The 26,588-nt window shown below is 41.6% G+C and carries 22 protein-coding genes and 5 pseudogenes; 7 read left to right on the plus strand and 20 right to left on the minus strand.

Annotated features, from left to right (window positions below):
* Positions 1–55 precede the first annotated feature (55 nt).
* From AC5JM2_RS01295 to AC5JM2_RS01310, 4 genes are all read right to left on the minus strand, one after another.
* Positions 56–298, minus strand: coding sequence for a hypothetical protein (locus tag AC5JM2_RS01295; RefSeq protein ID WP_495833104.1), 243 nt, complete (start codon positions 296–298; stop codon positions 56–58).
* Between the two features lie 296 nt (positions 299–594).
* The gene (locus AC5JM2_RS01300; RefSeq protein ID WP_495833105.1) at positions 595–747 is read right to left on the minus strand and encodes a hypothetical protein; all 153 of its coding nucleotides are present in this window, start codon (positions 745–747) and stop codon (positions 595–597) included.
* A 289-nt stretch (positions 748–1,036) separates the two neighbouring features.
* Positions 1,037–2,878, minus strand: coding sequence for an ATP-dependent zinc metalloprotease FtsH3 (ftsH3, locus tag AC5JM2_RS01305; protein WP_495833106.1), 1,842 nt, complete (start codon positions 2,876–2,878; stop codon positions 1,037–1,039).
* 327 nt (positions 2,879–3,205) lie between these two features.
* Positions 3,206–4,045 (minus strand): aminotransferase class IV, encoded by an 840-nt coding sequence (locus AC5JM2_RS01310; protein ID WP_495833155.1) that lies wholly within the window; start codon positions 4,043–4,045, stop codon positions 3,206–3,208.
* Positions 4,046–4,459: 414 nt separating this feature from the next.
* Between AC5JM2_RS01310 and AC5JM2_RS01315 the strand changes: the two genes are divergently transcribed.
* Entirely contained in the window at positions 4,460–6,571 is a 2,112-nt protein-coding gene (locus AC5JM2_RS01315) for a TonB-dependent receptor plug domain-containing protein (RefSeq protein ID WP_495833107.1), read from the plus strand.
* Positions 6,572–6,576: 5 nt separating this feature from the next.
* Here the strand turns inward: AC5JM2_RS01315 and AC5JM2_RS01320 are convergent, their stop codons facing one another.
* Positions 6,577–7,203 (minus strand): SMI1/KNR4 family protein, encoded by a 627-nt coding sequence (locus AC5JM2_RS01320; protein ID WP_495833108.1) that lies wholly within the window; start codon positions 7,201–7,203, stop codon positions 6,577–6,579.
* 285 nt (positions 7,204–7,488) lie between these two features.
* Here AC5JM2_RS01320 and AC5JM2_RS01325 point away from each other — a divergent pair, with 285 nt between their 5' ends.
* Together AC5JM2_RS01325 and AC5JM2_RS01330 are read left to right on the plus strand one after the other, a co-directional pair.
* Entirely contained in the window at positions 7,489–7,785 is a 297-nt protein-coding gene (locus AC5JM2_RS01325) for a hypothetical protein (protein WP_495833109.1), read from the plus strand.
* A gap of 568 nt (positions 7,786–8,353) precedes the next feature.
* Positions 8,354–8,611, plus strand: coding sequence for a hypothetical protein (locus tag AC5JM2_RS01330; protein WP_495833110.1), 258 nt, complete (start codon positions 8,354–8,356; stop codon positions 8,609–8,611).
* A 1-nt stretch (position 8,612) separates the two neighbouring features.
* On the opposite strand, the gene truB is transcribed toward AC5JM2_RS01330, so the two are convergent.
* The 4 genes from truB to AC5JM2_RS01350 all read right to left on the minus strand — a co-directional run bounded on the left by truB (position 8,613) and on the right by AC5JM2_RS01350 (position 12,801).
* On the minus strand, positions 8,613–9,512 hold the full coding sequence (gene truB / locus AC5JM2_RS01335) for a tRNA pseudouridine(55) synthase TruB (RefSeq protein ID WP_495833111.1): 900 nt from the start codon (positions 9,510–9,512) through the stop codon (positions 8,613–8,615).
* Between the two features lie 164 nt (positions 9,513–9,676).
* Positions 9,677–10,594 (minus strand): DMT family transporter, encoded by a 918-nt coding sequence (locus tag AC5JM2_RS01340; protein ID WP_495833112.1) that lies wholly within the window; start codon positions 10,592–10,594, stop codon positions 9,677–9,679.
* Positions 10,595–10,670: 76 nt separating this feature from the next.
* Entirely contained in the window at positions 10,671–11,843 is a 1,173-nt protein-coding gene (locus tag AC5JM2_RS01345) for a GNAT family N-acetyltransferase (RefSeq protein WP_495833113.1), read from the minus strand.
* A gap of 184 nt (positions 11,844–12,027) precedes the next feature.
* Positions 12,028–12,801: an amino acid ABC transporter ATP-binding protein gene (locus AC5JM2_RS01350; protein WP_495833114.1), complete on the minus strand. Its 774-nt coding sequence runs from the start codon at positions 12,799–12,801 to the stop codon at positions 12,028–12,030.
* A 387-nt stretch (positions 12,802–13,188) separates the two neighbouring features.
* Here AC5JM2_RS01350 and AC5JM2_RS01355 point away from each other — a divergent pair.
* A pseudogene (locus tag AC5JM2_RS01355) lies at positions 13,189–14,010 on the plus strand (basic amino acid ABC transporter substrate-binding protein); the annotation flags it as partial.
* A gap of 39 nt (positions 14,011–14,049) precedes the next feature.
* Positions 14,050–14,460, plus strand: a pseudogene (locus AC5JM2_RS01360) (alpha/beta hydrolase family protein); the annotation flags it as partial.
* 188 nt (positions 14,461–14,648) lie between these two features.
* Here the strand turns inward: AC5JM2_RS01360 and AC5JM2_RS01365 are convergent.
* The 6 genes and pseudogenes from AC5JM2_RS01365 to AC5JM2_RS01390 form a co-directional block, all read right to left on the minus strand.
* Positions 14,649–16,016, minus strand: coding sequence for an MATE family efflux transporter (locus AC5JM2_RS01365; RefSeq protein ID WP_495833115.1), 1,368 nt, complete (start codon positions 16,014–16,016; stop codon positions 14,649–14,651).
* Positions 16,017–16,895 carry a hypothetical protein gene (locus AC5JM2_RS01370; RefSeq protein ID WP_495833116.1) on the minus strand — a complete coding sequence of 293 codons (879 nt, stop codon included), beginning with the start codon at positions 16,893–16,895 and terminating at the stop codon, positions 16,017–16,019. It abuts the gene before it with no gap.
* A gap of 45 nt (positions 16,896–16,940) precedes the next feature.
* A complete protein-coding gene (locus AC5JM2_RS01375; protein WP_495833117.1) occupies positions 16,941–17,720 on the minus strand; it encodes a methyltransferase domain-containing protein in 780 nt (259 codons plus the stop codon).
* Between the two features lie 47 nt (positions 17,721–17,767).
* Entirely contained in the window at positions 17,768–18,046 is a 279-nt protein-coding gene (locus AC5JM2_RS01380) for a chorismate mutase (RefSeq protein ID WP_495833118.1), read from the minus strand.
* Positions 18,047–18,254: 208 nt separating this feature from the next.
* Positions 18,255–20,416 (minus strand): annotated as a pseudogene (pabB, locus tag AC5JM2_RS01385) (aminodeoxychorismate synthase component I).
* Positions 20,417–20,893: 477 nt separating this feature from the next.
* A complete protein-coding gene (locus AC5JM2_RS01390; RefSeq protein ID WP_495833119.1) occupies positions 20,894–21,085 on the minus strand; it encodes a hypothetical protein in 192 nt (63 codons plus the stop codon).
* Positions 21,086–21,136: 51 nt separating this feature from the next.
* On the opposite strand from AC5JM2_RS01390, the gene AC5JM2_RS01395 reads away from it, so the two are divergent.
* Complete coding sequence (locus tag AC5JM2_RS01395) at positions 21,137–22,285, plus strand: RNA-guided endonuclease InsQ/TnpB family protein (protein WP_495833120.1); 1,149 nt, start codon at positions 21,137–21,139, stop codon at positions 22,283–22,285.
* Positions 22,286–22,425: 140 nt separating this feature from the next.
* Here AC5JM2_RS01395 and AC5JM2_RS01400 read toward each other — a convergent pair.
* Positions 22,426–22,671, minus strand: a pseudogene (locus AC5JM2_RS01400) (DUF389 domain-containing protein); the annotation flags it as partial.
* A 137-nt stretch (positions 22,672–22,808) separates the two neighbouring features.
* Here AC5JM2_RS01400 and AC5JM2_RS01405 point away from each other — a divergent pair.
* Positions 22,809–23,510, plus strand: a pseudogene (locus tag AC5JM2_RS01405) (amino acid ABC transporter permease); the annotation flags it as partial.
* A gap of 37 nt (positions 23,511–23,547) precedes the next feature.
* Here the strand turns inward: AC5JM2_RS01405 and AC5JM2_RS01410 are convergent.
* The 4 genes from AC5JM2_RS01410 to AC5JM2_RS01425 all read right to left on the minus strand — a co-directional run bounded on the left by AC5JM2_RS01410 (position 23,548) and on the right by AC5JM2_RS01425 (position 26,268).
* Positions 23,548–23,724 (minus strand): hypothetical protein, encoded by a 177-nt coding sequence (locus tag AC5JM2_RS01410; RefSeq protein ID WP_495833121.1) that lies wholly within the window; start codon positions 23,722–23,724, stop codon positions 23,548–23,550.
* A 2-nt stretch (positions 23,725–23,726) separates the two neighbouring features.
* Positions 23,727–24,980, minus strand: a complete 1,254-nt coding sequence (locus AC5JM2_RS01415) for a nif11-class peptide radical SAM maturase 3 (protein ID WP_495833122.1) — start codon at positions 24,978–24,980, stop codon at positions 23,727–23,729.
* A gap of 84 nt (positions 24,981–25,064) precedes the next feature.
* Positions 25,065–25,445 carry a Nif11-like leader peptide family natural product precursor gene (locus AC5JM2_RS01420; protein ID WP_495833123.1) on the minus strand — a complete coding sequence of 127 codons (381 nt, stop codon included), beginning with the start codon at positions 25,443–25,445 and terminating at the stop codon, positions 25,065–25,067.
* Between the two features lie 463 nt (positions 25,446–25,908).
* Positions 25,909–26,268, minus strand: a complete 360-nt coding sequence (locus tag AC5JM2_RS01425; protein ID WP_495833124.1) for a Nif11-like leader peptide family natural product precursor — start codon at positions 26,266–26,268, stop codon at positions 25,909–25,911.
* Positions 26,269–26,588 lie beyond the last annotated feature (320 nt).

The following is a 26,588-nucleotide window of genomic DNA, read 5'->3' on the forward strand; positions in this document are numbered from 1 at the left end:
ACATTAGCAATTTTTTTAGGGCAGAGTATCCCTCTGCCCTCGAAGATGAAACTAATTAACTTTTATTTTCATTTTCAAGCTGCTTCGTTCCAACCAGAAAGTCTATATCTTCCCTTGGCAGTTTGGCAGACAAATCCTTGTCTCCTGGAAGAGGAAACTTAACATCAAACCCATCTTGATCGCATTCTTCAACCTTTCCTACTAAACCTTTTTTCAGATTCTCGTCTACATCACGATTCAGTCCAACTAAATCGTCTTTCTCAATAGGCGTTGAGTTGTTCTTCTCATCAGACGTCATTTTTCTGACCTCCAGTTACTACTAACTTTTTTGAGTGGGCTAGCCAATGCTTTCGCAAAGTATTTTATTAAAGTATCCTATTTATCATGACGCATCAGTTGCAAAATTCACTTCCTACCTTGGCGGGAACTTTGACGCTTTGTACCTTGCCTATGGATGTATTATTAACACTCTCCGCTTTCTCCAGGGTTTTCAGCCTGCCATCCTTATAAAGAAAGATCTAATAGGCGGGGTGTGAACCTAAGGCCTTTTAATACTGAGCTATTGCCGCCACACTCAAAAATGAACTTGCAGTTTTAACTATCAGCCAAGAGTAGCAGGAAAACCCCAAACAATTGCGTGTAAATAGTTTTAGCCAATAAGACATTGCTTTGTTCTTGACCTGTAAGCAGCAGGATAGAATCAAAGTGCCAAATGACAAACATCTGTCGGATGTGCCTGACTGACATCTTGCACCATTCTCAACAAGACCTAAAAAACCGGGTTTTTGAACGGCAAATTAAGGTTTGCAAGTGTAGTTATTCTCAAGAAACCCGGTTTTTGACCCTGGTGCAAAATCTGATCTGAGCGAGATTATGACAATAGTGATTGGATTTGGTCGAACTCACGTTGAATAGCAAAATGTGCAAAAAAAATTAGGGCAACTTTGGAAAAATCCAAAATTACCCTGAATATTACAAGCCAAGAATGAGGATAGAAAAGTTTTGTATTCATTCCTCACTCTTAACTCCTCACTTTTTAAGCAAACGTTGCAGTTTTCACATCGTTGTTTGCCAGCAGTTCTTGCAATTCCTCCGCGTCCACTGTTTCCTTGTCAACCAGCATTTGTGCGATTTGGTCAAGAATGTGGCGGTTATTTTCCAACACTTCTTTGGAGCGCTGGTAAGCTGTTTCTACCAGTATGCGGACTTCTTCATCAATAGCAGCAGCAGTTTCTTCAGAGAAGTCGCGTTCTGCCATGATATCTCGACCGAGGAACATGTTACCTTGCTGACGACCAAGGGCAACTGGACCGAGGCGATCGCTCATTCCAAACCGTGTTACCATCTGACGGGCGACACGAGCAACTTGTTGCAAATCTTGAGCCGCACCTGTGGTCACTTCTTCGTCACCAAAGATAATTTCTTCCGCAAGACGACCACCTAATGCAACAGCCATCTGATTTTCCAGATAAGAACGGCTGTATAAGCCAGTGTCCATCCGGTCTTCACTGGGGGTAAACCAAGTTAAACCACCAGCTCTACCACGAGGAATAATGCTAATCTTCTGCACGGGGTCATAATCTGGCATCAAAGCACCGACAAGGGCGTGACCTGCTTCGTGATATGCTACGAGTTCTTTGCGCTTTTCGCTCATAACTCGGTCTTTCTTCTCTGGACCTGCTAACACGCGGTCGATAGCATCGTTAATTTCATCCATCGAAATTTCGGTTAAATTTCGACGTGCAGCTAGAATCGCAGCTTCATTAAGCAAGTTGGAAAGGTCTGCACCAGTGAACCCAGGAGTACGACGGGCAATTCTTTCTAAGTCCACATCTTTTGCCAAGGTCTTACCACGGGCATGAACTTTCAGAATTTCAACACGTCCAGCGTAGTCTGGGCGGTCTACAACGACTTGACGGTCGAAGCGACCAGGACGCAACAACGCTGCATCTAGAACGTCGGGACGGTTGGTAGCAGCAATGATGATGATACCTGTGTTACCTTCAAAGCCGTCCATTTCTGTGAGTAACTGGTTGAGGGTTTGTTCCCGTTCATCGTTACCACCGCCTAAACCAGCACCCCGCTGACGACCTACGGCGTCAATTTCATCGATGAAGACGATACAGGGAGCATTTGTCTTTGCTTGCTCGAATAAGTCGCGGACACGGGACGCACCGACACCCACGAACATTTCCACAAACTCAGAACCAGAGATGGAGAAGAAAGGAACACCAGCTTCGCCTGCAACTGCACGCGCGAGCAAGGTTTTACCAGTTCCTGGAGGTCCAACAAGCAGTACGCCTTTGGGAATTTTTGCACCAACAGCCGTGAAGCGGTCAGCGTTTTTCAAAAAGTCTACTACTTCGTTGAGTTCTAGCTTCGCTTGGTCAATACCAGCAACATCATTAAATGTCACTTGGGTTTGCGGTTCCATTTGCACTCTGGCTTTGGACTTACCAAAGTTCATGGCTTGGCTACCAGGACCATTTTGAGCGCGGCGGAGCAAGAAAAACAAACCAACTAAAAGTAATACAGGGAAAAATAAGCTGCTAAGTGCCTTAAACCAAAATCCTTCGTCGGTTTGCGGCAAAACACTAATATCTACATTGTTTTGGGTAAGGGTGTTAATAAGGTCAGGATCGTTAACCAAGGTCACCAGCTTCTTATTACCATCTTTAGGCGTCACAAGAGCTGTAGATCGATCTGCACTTAAACTAACTTTGTCTACTCTACGATTTTGAACTTCTTGAATAAATTGACTGTATCGCCATGTCTCTCTGCTTGGTTGTTTTTGGTCAAAAAACGCTGTTCCTAGCGCAATGACAACAATAAACAGCAGTGCATACAGCCCCGCATTTCTCCATCGTTTGTTATTCACCGAGGTTCATCCTCCTACATCTGGTTTTGTGCGATCGCAAGGGTGTCTGTTTGACAGTCCCACTATATAAGTGAAAATAACGCTTGCGCTCATTTTCATAAAAAGCCCTAGTTTTCTAATGTCCACATCCTGCTCTTGTCCATGCCTACTAGGAGGGTTCTAGTAAGACAGCGCTATGCAGGAGAGTTTACCGACCTAGGCGACTGCGGAGCGCGCAGCGTCTTTGCAGGAGATACCCGAAGGGTAAGACAGCCAGACGCATGTTGGTAAAGATAGGCTTTTCTTAGAATTATGTTAACTTATCTTAACGTATAACAAATTTTGCACCTACAATGCTACAAAAAATATCAACAATTCTTCAAAACAGGGATGGTGGGGATTATATTCTAGCTTTCCTGAATGCCAGATAACGATCCGAAGTGGGATCATTTCTACAACACTATTGCTATAGGCAATTGCCTCAAACCCCTTGACTAACTCTGGTGTCCAAGGTTCCTCTCGAACAAGGTGCTGCTTTTTCAAAAGCCAGTCTACAAGTTCTCCTCGCACGACTCCCGGCAAAATTCCTGCTGTTAAGGGCGGCGTCCACCAACAACCATCTCGCCACCCCCAGAGGTTACCTGTACTTGTTTCTAGCCAATTTCCTGCAGTATCTAGCAAAATGACTTCTTGGGCATCTAATTTTTGGGCGTTAGCTTTTGCTAAAAATGGGCTTAGGTAGTTACCTGTTTTATGAGACGGTAAACTGCGAGCAAATTCTGGTTCTGCTAAATTTGCTACTATACCAATTTTCTGGTTTTTTGTCAATTTTTTTGGCAGCAATCTTCCCGTTATCCACTCACGTCCATCAGGAAAGACGGCGATTCTGAGAACAGGGAAGTGCGTCATGAGAATTTCTGCTCCTTGACGCAATCGCTCCTCATCTGGTGTTGGCCAACCAAAGGTTTGTAAACTAAATTTTAGGCGATCGCAGTGGCAGCGCCAGTGAGTTAATCTACTATCGAGCGAGTTATTGTAAACTCGCAGCGTCGTGAAAACAGTTGCTCCGTAGAGTAACCCAGGATCGTCAATTTCTAATTCTAGAGTTCGAGACTCAATTAATTTGCCGTTATACCAGTAAATAAATGTACCTCCGATAAAGTGTTTGGTGGTATGCCTACGACACATTTGAGTCGCTTTGCGACACGCACTCTCATTCGCCGAACAGCCAAAAGTAAGTTGCAGTAGTTTACTCAATTGGTTATCGCCGATACAGCTAAATTCTAAACAATTCAGCTAAAGTCTTGGAAAACAGTTTTGCTTAGCTCATAGAAACATGCTTATACGTCCAGATTTTTCTGAACTGGACGTATAAACCTTCTTAATCTTAGCTGTAGAGGTTTGCTCCTCTCAAATCTGTGGCACAAATATCTGCTGCACAAAAGTCTATCCCACACAGCCTCAGCGCAAGGCACTGCTTCCTCACTTCCCACACCCCAGACGAAGTTTGACAGCTTGTCTTTTGACAAGTTGTCTGACTAATCGTAAGTTGACAAAACTGCTACTAAAATTTTGTCAAAGTTGGGTGCTGTGAGGTATAAAATGAAATTTAGTTTCCTGATTTTTCAAGTTATATTAATTAACTTTGCTTTAGCTCCTGTCACATTTGCACAAGAAAATAATTTAGAGTCAAAAAAGACTTCTATAAAAAAGACATCAGAAATCCCATACTTGAATGAGATAGAAAAACCATATAGAAGTGCAGAATTACTAACTCAAACACCAATTCCATCTAAAAAACCACAAACAACTGGAAATCCAGAACCAAATTCCACAACAAACGAGTCAAAACCCACAGTTGAAGATGACAACGCAATTATTATAGATGTGACAGGGAAGAAAGATGACCTTCCTCAGTCTACTCCGACATATGTGATTGAAAAAGAAGAAATCCAAAAACAAGGTGCTACAAGTGTATCTGATGTGTTGAAAAAATTACCTGGATTTGCTATCAATGACTCAGGTCATGGTGCAGATATTCACACAGGTACATACTATCGCGGAGCCTCGATTAATCAATCTGTATTTCTCATTAATGGCAGACCTATTAACTCTAATGTCAACACATATCATGGTGCAACAGATTTAAATAGTATTCCTGTAGAAGCTATTGAACGAGTAGAGTTGTATAGTGGTGCTGCTTCTACTCTCTACGGCTCCTCAGCTTTTGGAGGAGTTGTTAATATCATCACGAAAGAAGGTAGTACAGTTCCTCGCTTCAATGCAACTGCACAATTTGGGGATTTGAATTTTAATAATCAACAATTAAGCTATGCAGGTGCAACTGGCTCTTTAAGATATAATTTCAGCTTTGAAAGGTCTTTTATTGATAACCGTTACCGCGTTCCTGTTGGTGCGGCAAATCGTGATGAGCGAGGGTATTTCTTTAATGCAGATACAGCTAACAGCACATATTTTGGTAATCTTGCTTTTGATGTAGATAATAGAAATACTCTCAGTTTAGATGTGACTACACTTAGCAGCCGTAAGGGATTAATTTATTTTGGCTTTCCTTTACAAAGAGACCGATTAGATCATGATGGTTTAAATATTGGTTTTGCTTGGAAAACTCGTCTTAGTAATGATAATAGTTCTGTTGTGACAACAACACTAGGTTATAACCAAGATTACTTCAACACTTACGGTCCTAGCAGCCAATTTTATCGTACAGGAACTTTAGATACACAATTATATACAGCTAGGATAGACCATGCGTGGCAACTCACTCCAAATTATAAATTGCGCTGGGGATTAGATTTACAAAACACAGATTTAAATGGTGATGTATTGAGTACAGTTCCTAACCGAGTTGCCTTAAATCAAAAGGAAAACGAAAGTTTACTAAATACCGCATTATTTGCTGTTAATACTTTGAATATCACCGAGAAATTTCAGGTAGATTTGGGGTTGAGACAAAGCTTTGATAGCAAATTTGGTAATTATTTCAACCCAAGCGTGGGATTTAAATATGATATTTCTCCTGCTTTAGCTGTGCGAGGAAGTTGGGCAGGAGGACAACGCAATCCAGGTTTGGATCAGTTGTATGTTTATGATACGGTACATGGATGGCTACCTAACCGTGATTTAAAACCAGAAACTGGCTCATCTTGGACTGCGGGAGTTGATGTCAAATTTTTGGAAAATTTAATAGGACAGTTTACTTATTTCGGCAGTAGTTTAGATGATCGCTTAGGAGTCGTAGAAGGAAAATGGGCAAATATTGGCTTAGTTGACACCAATGGTTTAGAGGCGGCGCTACGGTGCAACATTGGTTCTGGATGGTCAACTTTTGTCAATTACACTTACACAGATGCGAAAATACAAACAGGACCAGAAAAAGGGTTACAGCTGGGTTTAATTCCCTACTCTGTTGCTTCTGCTGGTATTGGTTATGAAATTGCAGGCTGGCAAGCTAATTTATATGCTACTTACTATGGTGGCGCTCGTCGAGCCATATACGCAAAAGCTGGAGAGACAGCTACAGATTTTTCGCCTTCTTTCTTTAATTTGGATTTTAGCGCTCGCGTTCCTGTGACGAGAAATTTAGGGTTGACAGTTTATTTAGAAAATTTACTCGATGAACAATACGAGCGAGTCAATCGTATCTATAGCCCTGGATTTACTTTTCGCTTAGGTTTAACAGCTAATATTTAGACGTTTCAAAGATGTGATTGATAAATAAGTTTCACAGAATCAAGGAAATGCTGTGTCTCAGGTTTCATAGTATTAAAACTCCCAGAACCTTCGCTATCAATTATATAGTTTCCTGATTCAAGCTGAGTCATCAACCAATTTAGAAATGACTCAAAATCATCTCCTAAAACAAATTTAACGTCCTCATCTCTACCAAAATTTATAATTTGCCCCACTCTACCCCTCTCTCCTGGATCAAAATCTATGCCTATGTGGTTTCCACCCCAATCGTGAACAAATGGAATCCACTTCTTGTTGATATATATTTCTTTTACTTTTCCAGGTATATGAGATTTACCGCCAATGTCCTCATTTATTGTCTCATGTTCATCAATTATGTCTGACCATGTTTTCCACTGCTCAAATATTCCTTCCAGAGAAAGAAATTCCAGACCATAAAAAAGTCCGGTAGTCTTACCCTGCTGACCATTATGCCACTTGTAAAATTTTCTAAATGACATTGGTAGCTGAATTCCTATTTTATCTTCTAAAGATTCAATTTCGCTTTCAGTCGCTCCAGGGTTCAAATCCGCCAACACTTTCGGCAGATGCTCATTAAACCATGTTTCAATTCTATTTAGTATCTCTTTCATATCTTCATCAGCAGAAAGTGGTTTGTTAGTTTGCGCTATTTGCGCTCTTTACGGCTTGCTCCAACTTATTGACTTTAATTGACACTATAGTTGGAGAAACTATTAAAAAGATTGTCAGTAGTACAAGCAACAGAATACTCAAATGATGTTTGATTCGCATAAACTATAGCCGAAGTGCTACACGTCGCGTACCTCGACTCAATCCCAACCATAACCGTGATTTTGCTAAATTGCCCCTGATAAGAACGATGTTCACACTTTCCCATTTAGGTTAAAATTTCCAGTATGAGAGCAAAAATTGAAAACGATGTGCTTTTTCTTCACCACGAGGATGTGCCAGAGTATAAAAAAGGCGGTTCCGTGGTGAGGAATAGTTATTTTTGGGCGTTGCGTTCAATCGCTGGTAGAGCTTCGCGTTATACTGATTGGGAATATGAGCCTGAGGTTTGGTTCGCATTGACGCGGATGCTGTTATCCTTCGCTGAATCTGGATACTTAGGATTAAAAGAAACTGTGCTGGAGTTTCCTCTATCTCAAGGGGCAATTCCTGATGTGCTGCGAGATGTTTCCACTTGGGAATAGATAGAACTGGAGGCGGAGCCTCGGAAAATTCATTTTCAGGCTGAGTCTGTAAACAAGGAGAATGTAGCAACCTTTACAGAGAAACTTAATATTAAATTCATTCCAAAGTATAGAGATTAAAGGTGCAAAACTAGCTATGCTAGTTTTGCACCCCGGCAAAAAATTAGACCTCTTGCAAAAGTGAGATTTGACGAGGTTCTGTTAAGAGTTAAATGTTCATAATTTCCTGTTAAGCGTTCACTGTTCCCTGTTAAGCGTTCCCTGTTCCCTACTTCTGCAAGAAGTCTATTAATCTACTGGAGAGTTATAGTTATCCAAAAAATTGACGTTTTAAAATACCTGATGTGCTACGAAATATGTCAACTTGGGAATAGGATAAAACTGGAGACTGAGCCTGGTGAAAATTCATTTCCAGGCTGTAGCCCAAGAATGAGGATAACGGGAAGAATGTAGCGCCATTTACAAAGAAACTTAATATGACATTCATTCCAAAGTATATATGTTTAAGGGGCAAAACAAGCTACGCTTGTTTTGCCCCCGTGCCAAAAATTTAATAGATTGGAGAGTTATGAATAAAAGCTCTGAAGAATACAATCAGTTTATTGAAGAATACGAGAAAATGTTAGAGCACTATGCACGTTGTTCACAACATCTTACAGCCATAAAAACTTCAAAAGACCCAAATACTGGAGTCGCCGCACTATACGAAAAGGCTCTACAAGCACACATAAATGCCACAAAATCATACAAAAATTTACTTGCAATCTATAAAGAGTTACTCCATAAATGGCTTTTAGTAGCGCAATCCTATCAGAAAGATGAATAATTTAAATAGGCTCGAATACCATTTCAGGAATGAGTAGCTTGTCTTTCTCTGAATTTACAAGTTTACCTATTCCTAAAAAGTGCCCATCTTCATGGTAAACTCGTAAAAGCTCTAGTAAATTTTCTAAAACATTGAAAGTTATAGGAATACGTTGACCTTGACACCATTTCTGTGCTGATGTTGGTGGTAGGGTGATAAAAGGAAGATGCTGTAGTGGTGCATCAGGAGCAAGGGGTTGAAATGTCCCAGCTTGCAGCTGTGCTTCTAAGTCAGTCAAGGTGATGCTATTAGCAAGGTGAAACCCACTGCTTTGTGTTCGTGTTAAAGCAGCGAGAGTTCCACCAGTTTGTAAGATTGTTCCTAAGTCACGGGCGATCGCCCGAATATATGTTCCCCCACCACAGGCGATCGCCACATCCAATTCCGGAAACTCCTCTTCACGCCAGTCCAAAATTTCAATTTTAAAAACCTCCACTATCCGCGCGGGTACTTCTACATCTTCCCCTTTGCGTGCCAAGTCGTACAAGCGTTTTCCTTGGACTTGAATGGCGCTGTAAATTGGAGGAATTTGTTCAATTTTGCCCACAAATTGTTGCAATGCAGATTTTACTGCTTCTAAACTTAACCCGGTGCAAGGTTGTGAGGTGATGACTTCACCTTGCAAATCATCGGTTGTTGTACGCACACCCAAACGAATTGTCGCTTTGTAAGCTTTTTCTCCTGGAAGATATTGTAATAGACGAGTTGCTTTTCCAAGAGCGATGGGTAACACTCCTGTTGCTGCAGGATCTAAAGTTCCTGCGTGCCCGACTCGCTTGAGACGCAAAAATTTGCGTGTTTTGGCTACACAGTCGTGGGAAGTCCAACCGAATGATTTGTTGAGATTGAGGAAACCTTGCATATGAGTTCTGAATTTTGATTTGGCTTTTTTGATGATTACTATGTTTTATATCAAGTTCGCCTAATTACTTACAATAAAAAACCTCACCCCTATCCCCTCTGGTGAACTCCAAAGAGGGGTGCCCGGAGGGCGGGGTGAGGTTCATCGAAGGGAGTAAGTTTTGGTTAACGAGTTTTTCCTAAGGCGATAGTAACCGAACCTGTGACAACTAAAACGGCTCCTATGATTCCGAGAGCGGAAATACTTTCCGGTAAGATGAGAGTTGGCATTATGACTGATACAATCCAAACTGATATTAAAGTAACAATAGGAGCTAATGCCGAAACTGCACTAACACGTGAAGCTTCCAAATGTTCTAAAGATTCAGCAAAAGCACCATAAGCAATGAGAGTATTAAAAGCACAAAAAAGTAATAACCCTAAATGGAAAAGATTGAGTTGAAGAATTGCTTTTGGGTTAGCAAATGGAGTGAATAACAAAGCACATCCTGCATAAATCATGAGCATGATGCTAAAAGAAGATAAAGATTGCAGTAATTGCTTTTGTGCCAAAGCATAAAAAGTCCAAGTGGCTGCACCAAAAACAATCAAACCACTACCTAGAAGATATTGACCATGAGCTGTCACTAAATTTTTTAATTGTTCGTGAAAAAAGAGAGTGAATCCTACAATAAGAATCCCTACACCAATCCACTGAAGTAGAGTATAGCGTTCTCTAAAAAGAAATAAACCACCAAAACCCATAAGTAGGGGAGCCAACTGAATAATAACTTCAGCGTTAGCGGGTGCAGTCAGTGCTAAACCTTGCGTGAAAAAAATATAGTTCGCTGCTAAGCCAAGAGTGGCAATTACTAGCAATATCCAAGAAGTGGAACGCAATCTTAAAAGCGGTGGTAATTTTCCTCGCCATCCTAAATAAACAGCTAACAACACAAACGATACCAAAAAGCGAAACCAAATAATGGTGTAGACATCAAGTACTTTCAGAGTTACAACCAAGGCGATCGGTAGAATTCCCCACAAAAAAACGGTCACTAACGATAATGCTAGACCCAAACGCCAGCGACCGGAAGTTGTATGCATTGTAGTTATTAGTTATTAGCTATTAGTCATTAGTCATTAGTCATTAGTCAAAAAAGAAATGACTAATAACTAATTTTTAAAAGAAATCAGCCATCCAAGGAGATGCCCCAGCAAATATTTGAGTCGCTGCAAACCTTGCTGTATCTGTAGCATCAAGTCGTCCTGCAAGTTGCAATTGTTGCGGGGTAAATAAGCCTGTGTAGAGAGGTGCTAATCCTCTAATATCTAGCTTCATTTCGCCTTTTCCTCCACTGGTAACTTCACCGCGTCCATTGGCAACAGACAGAATAAATTTACCATTATTTTCAGCGAGTAAGTCATCTTGGATTTCCAAGTGCAGTTCTGCTTGAATTCCTGGTGGATAACCACGCTTTTCTAGCGCTTTGACTACATTAATCACACGCAGCATCCAATAGCTAGTAGACTTTTGCTTGGCGGTTTGCTCTGGTAAGAGTAAAGTTAGAGATTCCGTAGCAGAACCTTTCCATTGCACATTTTGAATTTGGGAGCGATGCTTGGCAAGAAAACTCCAAAAAGTTTGTGCTGCAGCTGTTGTTAAAACTGCCCAATCTCTGATTCGTATAAAAGAGCCATCCTGGTTTTGGTGCTGGCTGAAGATGATGTAGCCTTGGGGTTGTTCTGCACAACCAATAACATAGGCGTAAATTGCTTCCTTCTTATCTGATTTGAATATACCCTGCCAAATGCTTTGATGTCGCTCTAAGAGTCCATTGTTGAGTCTTGCATATTGCTGATAGAGTTCACGAAAGATTTCATGATCACCTGCTACAGCACCAACAGGTAGTGGCTCTTCCTTCACTAAGATGCTTTGAGTAGGAACTTCCCAAATAGAAGAGATACCCCCCTGTTCATACCCTGCTTTTCGGTATAGGCGTTGAGTCGCTGGATAGAGAGTAGAGATCGGTACTCCCTTGGCGTGGAGTTCTTTAACAGTGTGCTTCATCATTGTTAATGCTGCTCCACCTCCGCGATGTTCCGGAGCAATACCTACTGCAGCTATTCCCGCCATAGGTACACGTTCACCACCCCACCACTGAGGCATCAGGATAATCCCTAGTCCACCAGCAACTTCCTCACCTGCACGAATAACACGGAAGTTTTCTAAACCAATGGAGTTGAAGAAAATTTCGCTCTCACCTGACGACATGAGAAAACACTGCTCAAGAATATTCCCCAGCCGCTGAATGTCCTCTTTGATAAGTTGGCTGTATTCAAATTTTGGCGTCATATTGTACACCCCCTAACACGAATAAACTACAAATATACTACAATAACCAGTCGTGTTAGCGCCTCACCCAAAAGGTTTACCCAAATAAAGGAAGTTTTTTAGTTTTTGAGGAATTCACAAAGCAACACTCAGAATATTTCTACTGACACAATACGGGTAAGAAACTTTTTCTTTACAAGCAATCTTAACCTGTAATATCCATCCCCATACCATTAAGACGACTTAGAAAAGTACGCAGGCGATCGCTTTGAGGATTCGAGAGAACTTGGTGAGGCGATCCTTGTTCTACCACAACACCTTGATCCAAAAAGATAACTCGATGCGCCACCTCACGGGCAAATTGCATTTCATGAGTGACAACGACCATCGTCATACCCTCTGCTGCTAATTGTTGCATGACTTGCAACACTTCACCCACAAGTTCCGGATCTAAGGCGCTGGTTGGTTCATCAAAAAGCATAACTTGGGGATTCATACACAAACTGCGGGCAATAGCGACTCGTTGCTTTTGTCCTCCTGAAAGTTGTTCTGGATATGCAGATGCTTTGTCAAAAAGTCCAACTTTTTCGAGATAAAGTCCTGCCAATTGTGCACTTTCTTTCGCTGATTTCCCCAGCACTTGACGCGGCGCAAGTGTCAGATTTTCTAGTACGCTTAAATGAGGAAACAGGTTAAACTGCTGGAAAACCATGCCGACTTGTGTTCGCAGTTGCCGTAGTTGCCTGTTGCTAAAATTCGGTTGTGATACCTCAACATTGTTGACTAGTAAACGTCCAGAATCAATAGCTTCCAAACGGTTGAAGCAGCGGAGCAAAGTACTTTTGCCACAACCAGAAGCACCAATGACTGCAACGACTTCTCCTCGTTCTATCTTGCCAGTAATTCCCTTGAGAACTTTTAGTGAACCATAACTCTTTTCAATATTTTCAAACAGAATTGCAGGGGAGGAATTGTTCATTTTCTATGTTTATTGAACTACAGATGATTCTAGCTAAACACTCTGATACAAGAAAAGATAAAAGTTATGCTAGTACATATTTGAAGTTATTTAGTTACTATATGGAAATTGATTGTCCGCTTCTGTAGTAGTGTAGGGTGGGCACTGCCACTAAAACCCAAATATAGTGGGCAGGATCTGACTGGCAGTGCCCAACGCCAGATGCTTTAAGCCGGGAAACCCGTCCAACGCACTGGCTCCCCTACGTGTGTTTCTTAAAATTTGATTTTTAGAACATATAATTTCTGTTAACAATTATTTCTTTGGCAAAAAACCATGTTCCAGCCAAAAGCGACGCGATCTGCGCTCCGCGCAGCAGCGAAGCTATCGCGCAAAGCACCGGCCCTAATGACGCGATCGCATTTCATAAAATATTTCTTAACTGGTTTAGGTACGGCTGCGATTTTGTCAGCTTGTGAAAATTCAGGCAGCAATACTAGCAGTACTTCTAAGGGTAATTCACAAACAGCTACAGCAGGAAAAACAATTAAAGTTGCCACAGAACCTGCTTTTGCGCCCTTTGAGTCCAAAGGTTCGGGCAATGAACTCGTAGGCTTTGATATTGATCTGATCAAAGCAGTGGGACAAGCAGCTGGATCCACGATTGAGTTCCAAAGTCTGCCATTTGATGGTATGATTCCCGCACTTCAGGCAAATACCGTAGATGCAGCCGTCAGTGCTATAACTATCACACCGGAACGAGCGCAGACAATATCTTTTTCTCGACCTTATTTTAAAGCAGGGTTGGCGATCGCAGTCCGTCAAGACAACACAACTATCACCAATCTAGATAGTCTCAAAGGCAAGAAAATTGCTGTCCAAATTGGCACAACCGGATCTAAAAAAGCCAAAAGTATCTCTGGTGCTCAAGTTCGGGAATTCGATTCTACCCCTCTAGCTTTGCAAGAACTGGCAAATGGTAATGTGGATGCTGTGATCAACGATGCTCCTGTAACTTTAGATGCGATCAAGAGTGGTAACATCAAAGGTCTAAAGGTAGTTGGTCAACTGCTCACCGAAGAATACTATGGTATTGCCTTGCCGAAAAATTCTCCCAACCTCAACGCCATCAACACAGCTCTTGCAAAGATAATTTCAGACGGTACTTACGCGCAAATTTACAAGAAGTGGTTCAATGCAGAAGCGCCGAAATTACCAGAGACTGCGCCAGCTTCTAGCTCTTGAGGATGAGGCAGTGTCGCTTGGTATGGCGTGTTCAACATGGATACGATCGCGGCTCAGGCGAAAAAGGCCAAACCCATGTCGCGTGACGTTCCCGAAGCACCCGAGTGGCAATTGCTGGGCTGCTTTGCTAACGAGTGCAAACCGAAACAAATTGCAGCAGCGAGTCCAGTCACCTATGTTGACCGCAAGGATCCGCCGATGTTGCTGATCGTCGGGACAGAGGATACGACGCTGCCGCACCAGCAAACGCTGGAAATGGCTCAGAAGTTGAACTCGGCCGGCGTGAAGCACGAGCTCATCGTGCTGCCCGACGTCAACCACAGCTTCATCGGGAAAACCCCGGAGCAGACACGTGATGCCAATCTGAAGGCGCTCGCGGCCACCTTCAAGTTCATCGACCAAACGATCGGCAACGCCCAGAGTGCAAAACGTTGATAAGCGTAGACGCTTTGCGGCTTGCCGTAAGGCATCGCTTTAATATCGTGTTCGGTTAAAGACTTATCATTAAGACCGCAGAGGTGCAGAGGTGCAGAGGGGCAGAGGGGAAGGGTTTTTAAGCTTAATGCATAGATTCGGGAATTATAACTAATTAGCCGAACTTGATATAACTCCTGAAAAGGCAATCAAACAATAAATTTTTGTTCTTCCGTTGATTCACAAATTAAGGTTTTTGATACTTGCGTGCTTAACACGATCATGATTACTACAAAATACAACCATAGAGATAACCACAGAATCTGATTACTACGGGTGTACCAAGCAACAAAAGCCATCGGGATAAATCCTAGACTAAAGGCGCTTAAAGCCGTATTACGCAATAATTTTCCTTCCTTTAAACCAATAAAATATCCTTCTAAAACAAAAGAAGCAGCTAGTGTTCCTAATATTGGAATTAGCCAGATAACATAACTTTGAATCTCGTTAACAACTTCAAGATTATTGGTAAATAATCCAAAGATAAATTTAGGAAAGCAGACAAGAGTAAAAGCTAAAATGGACGACAAAAGTAAGCTGGTTCCAATTGATAATCGAATCAAAGATTTCATTAGCTGATAGTTCCCTTGACCTTTAAAGATACCAGCAAAGCTGGAAGTAGCATATCCAAATCCTTGGATGATGTAAATGCTGGTGTCAATAATCTTCAATAGCAGCCCGTTTTGTATCAAGATAGCTACCCCAAGGGCTGAACTTAAATTAGTGAAAATCAGTAAAGTCGAAAGAAACGACAGATATCGAATCAATAAATTTCCAATAAAAGTAAAAGTTGCCTTAAATGCTACCCAATTCCAGATCTGAGAAATTGTCGATAATAGAATTTTCCTGGGAATTTCCACAAACACAATTATCAGTCCAATTGTCAATGCTAAATACTGACTAACTGCGGCGGCTATTCCAGCACCTGCGCTTTCCAAACCTAATTGAACAATAATTAAATACGCTAGTAAAATATTAATACCGTTGACTACGCAAGACAAAAGTAAGTTAGTAAAATTCTTTTGCTGTCCTAAAAACCAACCAATCAGAACATAGTTTAGGGCAACTGCTGGTGCGCCCCAGATACGAGTATTAAAGTAAGCAATTGCTGCATCTTTAACTTCAGGAGCAGGATTTAGAAGCGCAAACCCAACTGTTTGCAAAGGAAACTGCAAGACTACAATTAGAACACCAATACTCAGAGCAACTATGCCATTTCGATATAGGGTGAGAGCGATCGCTTGTGAGTCATCCTCTCCCACTGCTTGAGCTGTCATAGCATTAGTTGCAGAACGTAAACAGGGGAACAATTGGTATATATATTCAAATAAAATTGTTGCCAGAAGGACACCAGCTAAATTGTCGATATCTGGCAATTTACCTAACAGAGCTGCATCAACTAAACCCACCAATGGGATAATCAGGTTGGAGAGGATATTGGTAATTGACAACAAATAAAACTGAGGGATGAAATCCTCTGTAGAGACAAAGAGTGTATCCGTTTTTGTCGGGTTCATTTAGCGCTCTAGCAATCGGTTACTCTGGATAACCAAATTTTTCTGAGGGGTTGCAATCACGTCTTCAGGAAACTTTGCTAGATCTGTACCTCGCATGAAATCTGTTAATAAGGCAACTGTTGAATAAGAATCGATATTGGTTGCACCACTGTTTGTGACAATGTCGTCGTAATGCACGGTTCTAAAGTCAAGACTCAAGCGTGTTAACCCCGATGTATTGGGAACAGCAGAGTGCATCTGCGCCCCTGAAAAGAGAATCAATCCGCTTGCTGGACAGACGATCCGAATTTCCGGCTCGATTTCGATCTGTTTTTCTGGATGTGGAAATTCAGCCTCGCGGAAATTTGTTTTATAGTCTTTCTCAAACCCTCTGGAATCATTATTGACGGGCTGATTCCAGTAGCGGGGGTGAAATGCAACAGTACGCTCAGACTCCAAATCATAGATAGGAATCCACCAGTTAAGCAAGCACATAGGGGCTGCATACCAAGTGTCACGGTGAGGATCATGGAAAAGACCTTCACCGTTAGGAAGATAACCTCTAGTGGGTGCCATCCGCAACTGAGGTAAATCAAAATAGGTTTTGCTTAAATCACATTCAAATTCCTTCAGGATTGCCTGAATCATCTGCTTGGTGTCAGGATGATTCATCAGTGTTTGCTTCAAGTCAGACTCAATGGTCAGAAACTCATCTACAGGTAGACTATACTCCGCTTTTGTGGGATCGAGTGAACCAAATGCTTCCTTAACCAAATTCCGCACAAATTGGCTCAGATCAATGGTACTGGAACGTGGAGAGAAGACAAACAATTGTCCATTGTGAATTTGTTGTCGCCTGACTGTGTCGTTATTCAACGAATCAAAGTAAATCGTATTCACATTAATTAACCCTTCAATTAAACTCAGTTTTACACAACTGGCATACTATTTAATTCCTGTAACAGCATAAAAATTCCTAGTAAATAAGAATTCATCTTCCTTGACTTGGTTAGTCAGAAATTCTAACCAAGCATCTGCTTGATCCGCAGGAAATCCTTCTGCAACAATCCAATTGCGAATCCGTTCAAAAAATGGACGATCAAAGTTGCGATCAATACGGACAGAAGCATCAACTTGAATATTTGTTAAACCTAGTTTCTTAAACATACTGGGCAACTTGCGCCCAATCCATCCATCACTCCAATAATCAGCTGCCGCATTGAGAACCTTTCTAGTAAGCTGTTTTTCGCCCGGATATAGTACAGCAGTTTCAAAATCCTGATCCATGACAGCGACCTTTCCTCCAGGTTTGGTCACTCTCACCATTTCTTTCAAGATATCTAGAGAGTTCGGCACATGAGCCAGAACAGTAGAAACATAGACTAAATCAAACGTGTCTGAAGGATAGGGTAATTGGCTGGCATCAGCTACCTGAATATGGAAGTCTGGAAAACGCTTAACAGCATTCGTAACTAGATATTCGTCAAGGTCAACACCATAAAAAGATGCCGAGGGTTCGCTCAGTTTCTGGCTACAAAAATTAAGTAAATGCCCTGTTCCACAACCGACATCCAGAATTTTGTTTGGCGTCAAATCAGACAAAATACAACTAAAAAACCAAACAGAAATCGCTGTATAGTAAGTCTCAAATCGATCAAGTAAAACTTTTTCTCCAGCTATCCCTTGTTCCTCTGAAAGACCAGATATTCTAGCATCAAGAATCATTACTTATTGTCCTTTCTATTATTTGCTATTTTTTGTAAACTTACGACTTAATCTTTTTCAATTATGTCATCTTCTATTCGACAACTTTCCTGAATAATTAAGTTGTACAGATTAAGCATAAAATCTTTACTGATTCTCTTCTGAAATCCTAAATCCTGACGACGCTTTTTAACTTCTTCCACTCGTCCCGGTTGCATCATAGGAATTTTTTCTTTTTTTTTGAAATGAGCGACTTCTCTACAAACTTCAAAGCGTTTACTTAACACTTCAATAATTTGCTCGTCTAAGGCATCGATTTCTTTTCTAAACTGTTCAAGTTGATTCATCGCTGATTTTTACCTTTATATAGGAATCCGGTTTGATTTGGTGAAATTGTTTATTAAGGGAGGGAATAGGGAACTGTTAACAGGGAACAGGAAAAAAGGCTCTTTAAGTGTACTGATTTTTTTAAGCGCAAAGCGCAGGCACTTTCACAAAAATCAAATATTAGTCCTATATATCATACACATTTCCATTCTCTTTTTCTCTCCTGATTTACGTAGTTAGTTTTTCATAATTATCAGCAGTTGTTGTTTCTATTTCTAGAATAGAATACATATCTGGTTCAAACTTTCCCTGGATCGTCATTACCATAGTTTGGATTAAAGCTTTCGCTTTGAGTAGCGTTTCCTGAAACTCCATCTCAGGATTAGAAAGCGCGATAATTCCGCCACCGATACCAATGGAGGTTTGATGAGGAGTCAAAACAGCAGTCCGAATGACAATATTCAAATCAGCTGAACCATTCAAACCCAAAAAGCCGATAGCTCCGGAATACACCCCTCGCGCCTCTTGTTCTAAGCGATCAATAATTTGCATGGTGCGGATTTTGGGTGCGCCAGTCATCGATCCCCCTGGAAATGATGCCTGAATGCAATCCACCGCTTGTAAGTCTGATCGCAACTGCCCTCGTACCGTTGTTACTAACTGATGTACTGTTGCATAGGTTTCTACATCCATTAATTTTGGTACGTAGACACTACCAACTTCACAGACTCGTCCCAAATCATTGCGTAACAAATCCACAATCATCAGATTTTCAGCCCGATCTTTTTCGCTGTTGCGTAACTGTTCCCGTAGGACAAAATCTTCTTCTGGGGTTTTTCCTCGCGGTAGCGTTCCTTTTATGGGCTTAGTTTCTACCCATTTTTTTCGATCAATCTTGAGAAACCGTTCTGGAGATGAGCAGGCGATCGCAAAATCACCAAAGCGCAAAAATGCAGAGTAGGGAGCAGGATTGATTTGACGTAATGTGCGATAAAATGTCAATGGATCGGGAGTCGCATGGGTGTAAAGCTGATTCGTCAGGCAAACTTGATAGGTTTCTCCTTCGTGAATTTCGTCCAAGCATTGATGAATATTTTGGATGTAAGTCTGGTAAGTGCGATGCAAATAGAACTTAATTGGCTCTTGATTTCCCTGAGGTACCATCGTTGGCAGAGGAGCAAGGGTTTCGAGTTGTTGTTGGATAGTTCAAACCAAGTTTCTACTTCTTGTGTTTGTCCTTTTTTGACTAATTGCAGCAAATAAAGACACTGTTCTTGATGATCGATAGCAATCATGCGATCGGCAAGTAAGAAAATAGCATCCGGTAAGGGGGACGAATGTACTAATTGCGCTCCGCACTCTGCCTTGAGTTCATAACCAAAATAGCCAACAAACCCACAGTTAAAATCAAAAGGTAGATCATCCGATTGACAACACCGATAGTCTATTTCCCGCTTTAGATATTTAAAAATACTTTCACTGCGACGGATCACGGTATCTGATTGTGTGATCGTGAGTTCTTGCGTTTGGGTATAATAGCGTACCAATAGACTGTTTGCTCCACTCCCATCGCCCATAAATGAAAAGCGAGATAAACCAGGTTCTACACGGCTACTATCTAACCAAAAAGCATTTGGTGCATCCCGAAACATCTGTACAAATATTTGTTCTGTTTCTGGGCAAATATTTAACTTGCGTGTATACAGTTCAAACTTTTCAGACTGTTTTTGCTCAGGATTATTTATAGCAGAACTAACAGATCCATATCCTGTAAAATACCGCTTTGCTGAACTTCTTGATAGTTTCTTCGTAAATTGTAGCGTTATATCTCTAAAGTTTTCGAGTAATTTTTGCCCATATTCTGTGCAGATAGACTCTGGGTGAAACTGCACACCCCAAAAGGGTAAATACCGATGACGCAATCCCATCACCAGCCCTGCTTCAGTCCAAGCAATCTTTTCTAAACACTCAGGTAGTTCATCAGCTACTAACAAAGAGTGATAACGCACTACTGAAAACTGATTGGGAATGCCTTGAAACAATTCAGAACCATTGTGAAAAATTTTACTGAGTCTACCATGTCGAACTTCCGGGGCATGAATCACCCTACCACCATGTAAGTAGCCAAGTCCTTGATGTCCCAGACAAACTCCCAGCAAGGGCATATTCACATTCTCAATTATCTGTCGGCAAACTCCAAAATCTGCCGATTTCTCTGGACGACCAGGCCCTGGAGAAATTACAATATTGTCAAATGCAATCTCTTTGATTTCATCCCACATCATCCGATCATTACGAATTACTAAAGGCAGTTCTCCATTTACTTCCCCAATCATTTGGTACAGATTAAAAGTATAAGAGTCATAGTTATCAATAATTAATGTTCGCATGAAAAAGTAACAGCAAAATATTTACGGTTCAATCAAAATTCAAAAGTAATAATAAATATATCAACTAACGAGTAGGTTTGACATTACAGATAATCAAGAATATTATCATCAAGCAACTAACTTAGTTTCAACATTTCGATAAGGATATGGCGTTTGCGATCATTAATCTTTTCGGTGGATACTAGACATATAACCCTGCTTTTTGAGTCGTTTTAACTGTTTGTAAGTCCATAAGTCCTATTAACCCAAGTTGCTAGTTACTCTTGTAGGCGATACGCGGAGCGTGACGCCTTTGGCGTATCGCAAAGTACCGCCAGAATTTTATAACCCGCAACTTGGGCTTTGCAACCGTGACGTAGTGAGGTATAACCTGTGATTAAAAAGACCAGCATACAAGAGAGGGTAATTCCCGTAAATTGGTCAGGTACAGGAGGGCTAGGAACTGTAACTTAATTCCTACCCAAAGGAACGAGATTGCTACTGATTTTTGGGTAGTTCTGAGATAAGTTGTTCGACAAAACCTCTCAGCCGTTCTTGCCAGTCAAGAACGGCTTTTAGCTTTTCTTTCTGTCCCTCATACCCTCTAAATGCAATCACTTCTTTGTCTAGAGGTCGTTTTAGCCTTTTTTTTGCGCCAAGCTGGTTATTCTTCTGAAATGGCATTTTCATTGTTTGGAGTGTAAGTTAACATACATATAGCATTAATAAAAGGTCGGTTCAATGCTCTTAGGTTTCAAAACAGAACTAAAGCTCAACAACGTACAACGCACTGCATTGATGAAGCATTGTGGAGTAGCACGCCATGCTTGGAATTGGGGACTTGGACTGACCAAACAGATTTTGGATCACAACAAAACTAATCCTGACTCCAAGATTAAATTCCCTAGTGCTATAGACCTCCATAAGTGGTTAGTGGCACTGGTGAAATCTGAGCACGAGTGGTACTACGAAGTCAGCAAGTCCACTCCACAACAGGCATTAATGGCGTTGCGTGAATCTTGGAAACGCTGTTTCAATAAGACTGCTGGCGTTCCTAAGTTCAAGAAGAAAGGTAGGCGTGACTCTTTCACACTTGAAGGTACAGTCAAAATCTTGGGCAACAATAAAATTCAAGTGCCTGTGATTGGAATTTTCAAAACTTATGAACGACTACCGCAGGTTAAGCCAAAGTCTGTTACCATCAGTCGTCAAGCTGATAGGTGGTTTATTAGTTTCCGGTTTGAAATCGAAACTCAAGAATCCAGCCATACAGACGTTGTAGGCGTTGACCTTGGTGTCAAAACTTTGGCGATCCTCTCAACTGGGGAGGTAGTAGAAGGAGCTAAGTCCTACAAAAAGTACGAGGCGAAACTATCCAGAATGCAGTGGTTGAACCGCCATAAAGTCATCGGCTCAGCTAACTGGAAGAAAGCACAACTCAAAATTGCTAGGTTACATGCTCACATAGCCAACATCCGCAAAGATACATTACATAAGCTAACAACACTGCTTGCCAAAAACCACGGCACAGTAGTAATTGAGGATTTGAACGTATCAGGAATGTTGGCAAACCACAAGCTAGCCAAAGCAATTGCGGACATGGGATTTTACGAGTTTCGACGCCAACTAACCTACAAGTGCGAGTTGTACGGCTCCAAGTTGGTTGTAGTTGACCGATGGTTTCCAAGTTCTAAGACATGCTCTAATTGTGGAACCAAGAAAGAAACACTTCACCTGAAAGAGCGAGTGTTTAAATGTGGTGAGCAGCGCCTTGCGGGGGTTCCCCCCGTTGTGGCGACTGCGAACCCGCAGGGTCACTGCGGTTTTGTCATTGACCGTGACTTGAATGCCGCAATCAACCTTAAGAATTTGTACGTATCCGGCAGTTAGTCGGTGAGTGCCTGTGGACTGGATAACGCCGACGTTACCAGAATGAAGCAGGAATTAATCAAAGCCCAGAGTAAATATTTCCAGCAATGGGTAGCTTTGGGCAGGAATTATATAACGGTTGCACCTAAACTGAGTGATCAATCTGCTTGAGACAGACCGAAGCCAATTACACAAATTGGTGGCATGAGCGCGACAGCAATTGCCGTACCAGCTAAACTAGAAGAAATTTTCGGCTGTACTTTGGCATAGCCACTGATTGCCCCAGCAGCGATCGCAATTCCCAAATCTAGTAAGGTTGGTTGACAGCGGGCTACAACTTCGCTGCCAAATTCTGGAAGTCCCACCAGAGAACCGATTAACCAAGCTAAAACAACTGCTACAAGCGTTAACAATCGCCAATTTTATTGGCCCAGATTTTCCACAAGATATCTTGTTTGGGTTGCATCCATAAAGCTGAACTCTGTGTCCACCCTTCGTAATTGGCGAAGGTATTGTTGTACCAACTTAGTTAACAATGATTCAAAGTTTAACTATCATTCTCAACGCTCTACCAAATTTACTTTTTGGCGCTGTAGTCACACTTGAGATTACCGCGCTTTCAGTTGTTTTTGGTATGATTGGCGGTTCGTTGATCGGAATTGCCCGACTTTCGCCCCTTGTACCCTTGCGCTGGGTAACTCGCGCTTATGTTGATTTTTTTCGTGGTACGCCTCTGCTTGTGCAGATTTTTATGATTTACTTTGGTTTGCCAGCACTGGCTCAAAGCATTGGCATACCTCTGCGTTTTGACCGTTTACTTGCTGCTGTCGTTGCTTTGAGCCTCAACTCTGCTGCATATATAGGTGAAATTGTTCGTGCTGGAATTCAATCTATTGAACCAGGACAAGCAGAAGCCGCAAACTCGCTGGGTATGAGTGAAGTGCAAACCATGCGCTACATCATCTTTCCCCAAGCGTTACGCCGTATGATTCCACCACTTGGAAATGAATTTATTACCTTGCTTAAAGATACCAGTCTGGTAGCAGTTATCGGCTTTGAAGAATTATTCCGACGCGGTCAATTAATTGTAGCTGACACTTATCGTTCTTTCGAGATTTACACTGCAGTTGCGTTGGTTTATCTGGTTCTCACCTTAGCAGCATCCCAATTTTTCTCTCGTCTAGAAGTTTGGATGAACCCAATCAAGCGTAAGAAAGCAAGCCAAAAAAGATTGAGTTCACCATAAGTTATATTTGGGCTATTTTTGACCTCGCCTCTGGTTTTTAACTTTCCAACACATTTAAACCTGCTTCCTTTTCTATTCTGTCTAAAGCCCTCTTCGCTCTCAAAACAACTCGCAAATAGGCTACTTGATTACTCCAAGCCAAACGAGGTAACAGAGGTGCTTGAGAGTCTACCTGAGTTTGGGAGTTAGTAATAGTTGTATTTTCTTCAGACATGATTAATGGGTTGTTAATGAAGGGACTGATAATTCTTGTTGCCAACTTTGTGACCATTGAATGCGATCGCCACTAAACTGAAGTGGATCATTGACTGGCAAAGGAGCATCAATTGCTTCCTCAACCAGAGCAAACTCGCCGTTATCAAACGGGTTTCCCTCCGCCTTATGCTGGAGAAACACTCGCTCGCGAACACCACGTTTTGCTTGCGTTAAAGCACGGTGATGACAGTAAGGATTATTACCTCTTTTGTCAAAGAAAACGTGAGCAGTCCAAGAGCAACCACCACGACAGAGTTGAGCAAATTCACAAGTCTTACAGAAACCCCAAAGATGATCTGTTCCTTTAGGAGTATCAGCTCCGAGATTAAATCGTAATTCCTCTGCCTCTTCAATGATTGTTCCCAGTGAGTGGTCACGGATGTTACCTCCGGTGTATGCTGAAGTCGGCAGTGAAGGACAACCTTTGATTGCACCATCGGCTTCAATGCCCAAAGTAGCCAGTCCGGCGTTGCATCCCTGCCAGAAAGCCCAAGCATGTCCTCCCCGCAGCAGTCGTTCGTAGGGACCGTAATAGCCGATATTATTTCCTGGCTGCACCTGCACTCCTTCTTCCTGGGCGCGTTGAGCAACACGAGCTATCATTGGATAGACATCCAGCAGTTCATATGGTTGCAGCAGAATGTCACTATTATCCGCTGCATTGCCCATTGGGACTGTTAACTGAATCTGCCAAGCAAAAATACCAGCATCACGGATACGCTCATAGATTTGGGGAAATTCCGGTGCAGATAAGCGATTGATTTGAGTGTTGCAGCCAAAGATAATACCAGCTTCCTTAAGATGGCTCATGGTCTTAAACGCCCATTCCCAAGAGCCTTTTCTACCCCTGAGGCGATCGTGAGTCGCTTCTAAGCCATCAACCGAAACAGACACTACACTAATTCCAGCTTCCTTCATCCGGCGTGCAGTATCTAAGGTGATACCATAACCACCAGTCGTCATGCCACAACGCATTCCAGCATTGGTAATAGCAGAGGCAATTTCCAACCAATCAGGACGCAGAAAAGCCTCACCCCCAATTATGGTGACTTCTGTAATCCCGACTTCCGCCATTTGTTTGACTAAATCAAGGGCTTCTTCTGTAGAAAGTTCTTTCGCCCTTGTGTGCCCTGCACGAGAACCGCAATGCTGACAAGCTAAATTGCACTTCAGCGTTATTTCCCAAACCGCATAACTCACTCTGCGATAAGTCATTGAAATACCCTCAGCTAATTTGTTCAAATAGGGACAGACTTATGCATCCGTCCCAAAAAACACAAGCTTATTGCTCAAGCTTTTTTAGAGTTCTTCTTTCGATATGACAACTCCATACATTGGCTGATAAATGGGTGGCTTAATAGGTGGCCACTTAATGGGCTTAGTAGGTGGCCACTTGGTGGGTGGTTCAGAAATAATCACTCCATACAGTGGCTGTGCCATAATTCCACCAAAAACAGTTGCCAATTCTTTTTCGTCTAAATCTGCCAGTTCGTCCTCATCAGCATTTAATTCCAGCAGTTGGACTGTATATTCTTGCAATTCTTCTTGGGTGAAATCATAGCCAGCACTTTTGACCGTTTGGCTACATTCATCTTTACTGTTAACCCCTTGAATTTGGGTACGAAAAGCTTCGTCAGTTCCTATTCTTTGGTAAAATGCTTTGACGTCTTCTAGAGACATAATTTCTCCTGGGATTACTTAAATTACAGCTAGTGGCATTGGGCAAAATAGAGCTACGCTCATAACATCTGGTTTTGAGGTTTAAAAAACTCAACAGATATTTTTGCCGACCTGTACTAGTAGTTTTGCTTAAACAAGCGTCAGCTTTACTACTGCATCAATTTTTCTTTATTGGTTATATAAAGTACTGGAGCAATAGAATTACTGACAGAGTAATCTTCTCACCTAAATAGTTTCAATTCAAAATGTCTTAACGATTTTTCAATTTTTGCCAGACGAAGGGAGGAGTTAATATCAAGCAAAATGTTACATATTAGGCTTGATATAACCCGCTGAGCGCATTTCCGATAGGACATAGGGACGAGAGGGAGGGAAGCAGTCCAAACAATTAGTGTCTAAACGAACCCCGCCCTGCATCGATCCCAAAAAACACAAGCTTATTGTTCAAGCTTCCTTTAAATGATTATTCTGGCGATCGCATTACAACACCATATAAAGGCTGAGGTTCCGGTGGTTTCATTACAACACCATATAGAGGCTGAGGTTCCGGTTGAACAATAACTCCATACATCGGGTGTACAGTTGCCCCAGCAAAAATAGTTGCCAATTCTTTTTCGTCTAACTCTGCCAGTTTGTCCTCATCAGCACTTAACTCTAACAGATCGGCTGTATATTCTTCAAATTCTTCTTGGGTGAAATCATACCCAGCACTTTTGACAGTTTGGCTACATTCATCCTTACTCTTAACTTCTTGAACTTGAGTACGAAAAGCTTCGTCAGTTGCCAGTCTTTCGTAAAATGCTTTGACGTTTTCTAGAGACATAATTCCTCTTAGGATGAGTTAAATACAACCAGTGCGATTAGACAACCATGCTGCAATAAAATATTTCTGCATTTCTGCCCTACTGCACTAATAGTTTTGCTTAACCAGCCATCAGTTTTTCCACTGCATCAATTATTCTCTAATTATTCAGTGTTTTTACTTAGCCAGGATAATCACTGGTTAACGATTATCTCACCGATACAATTTCAATTCAAAATCTCTTAATTATTTTTTAAATTTTGCCTTTTGCAAATAAGCTAATATCAAGCAAAATGCTAGGTGATTGAAATATCCTCAGCTAATTTGTTCAAATAGGGACG

It is taken from the genome of Brasilonema angustatum (assembly GCF_059505445.1).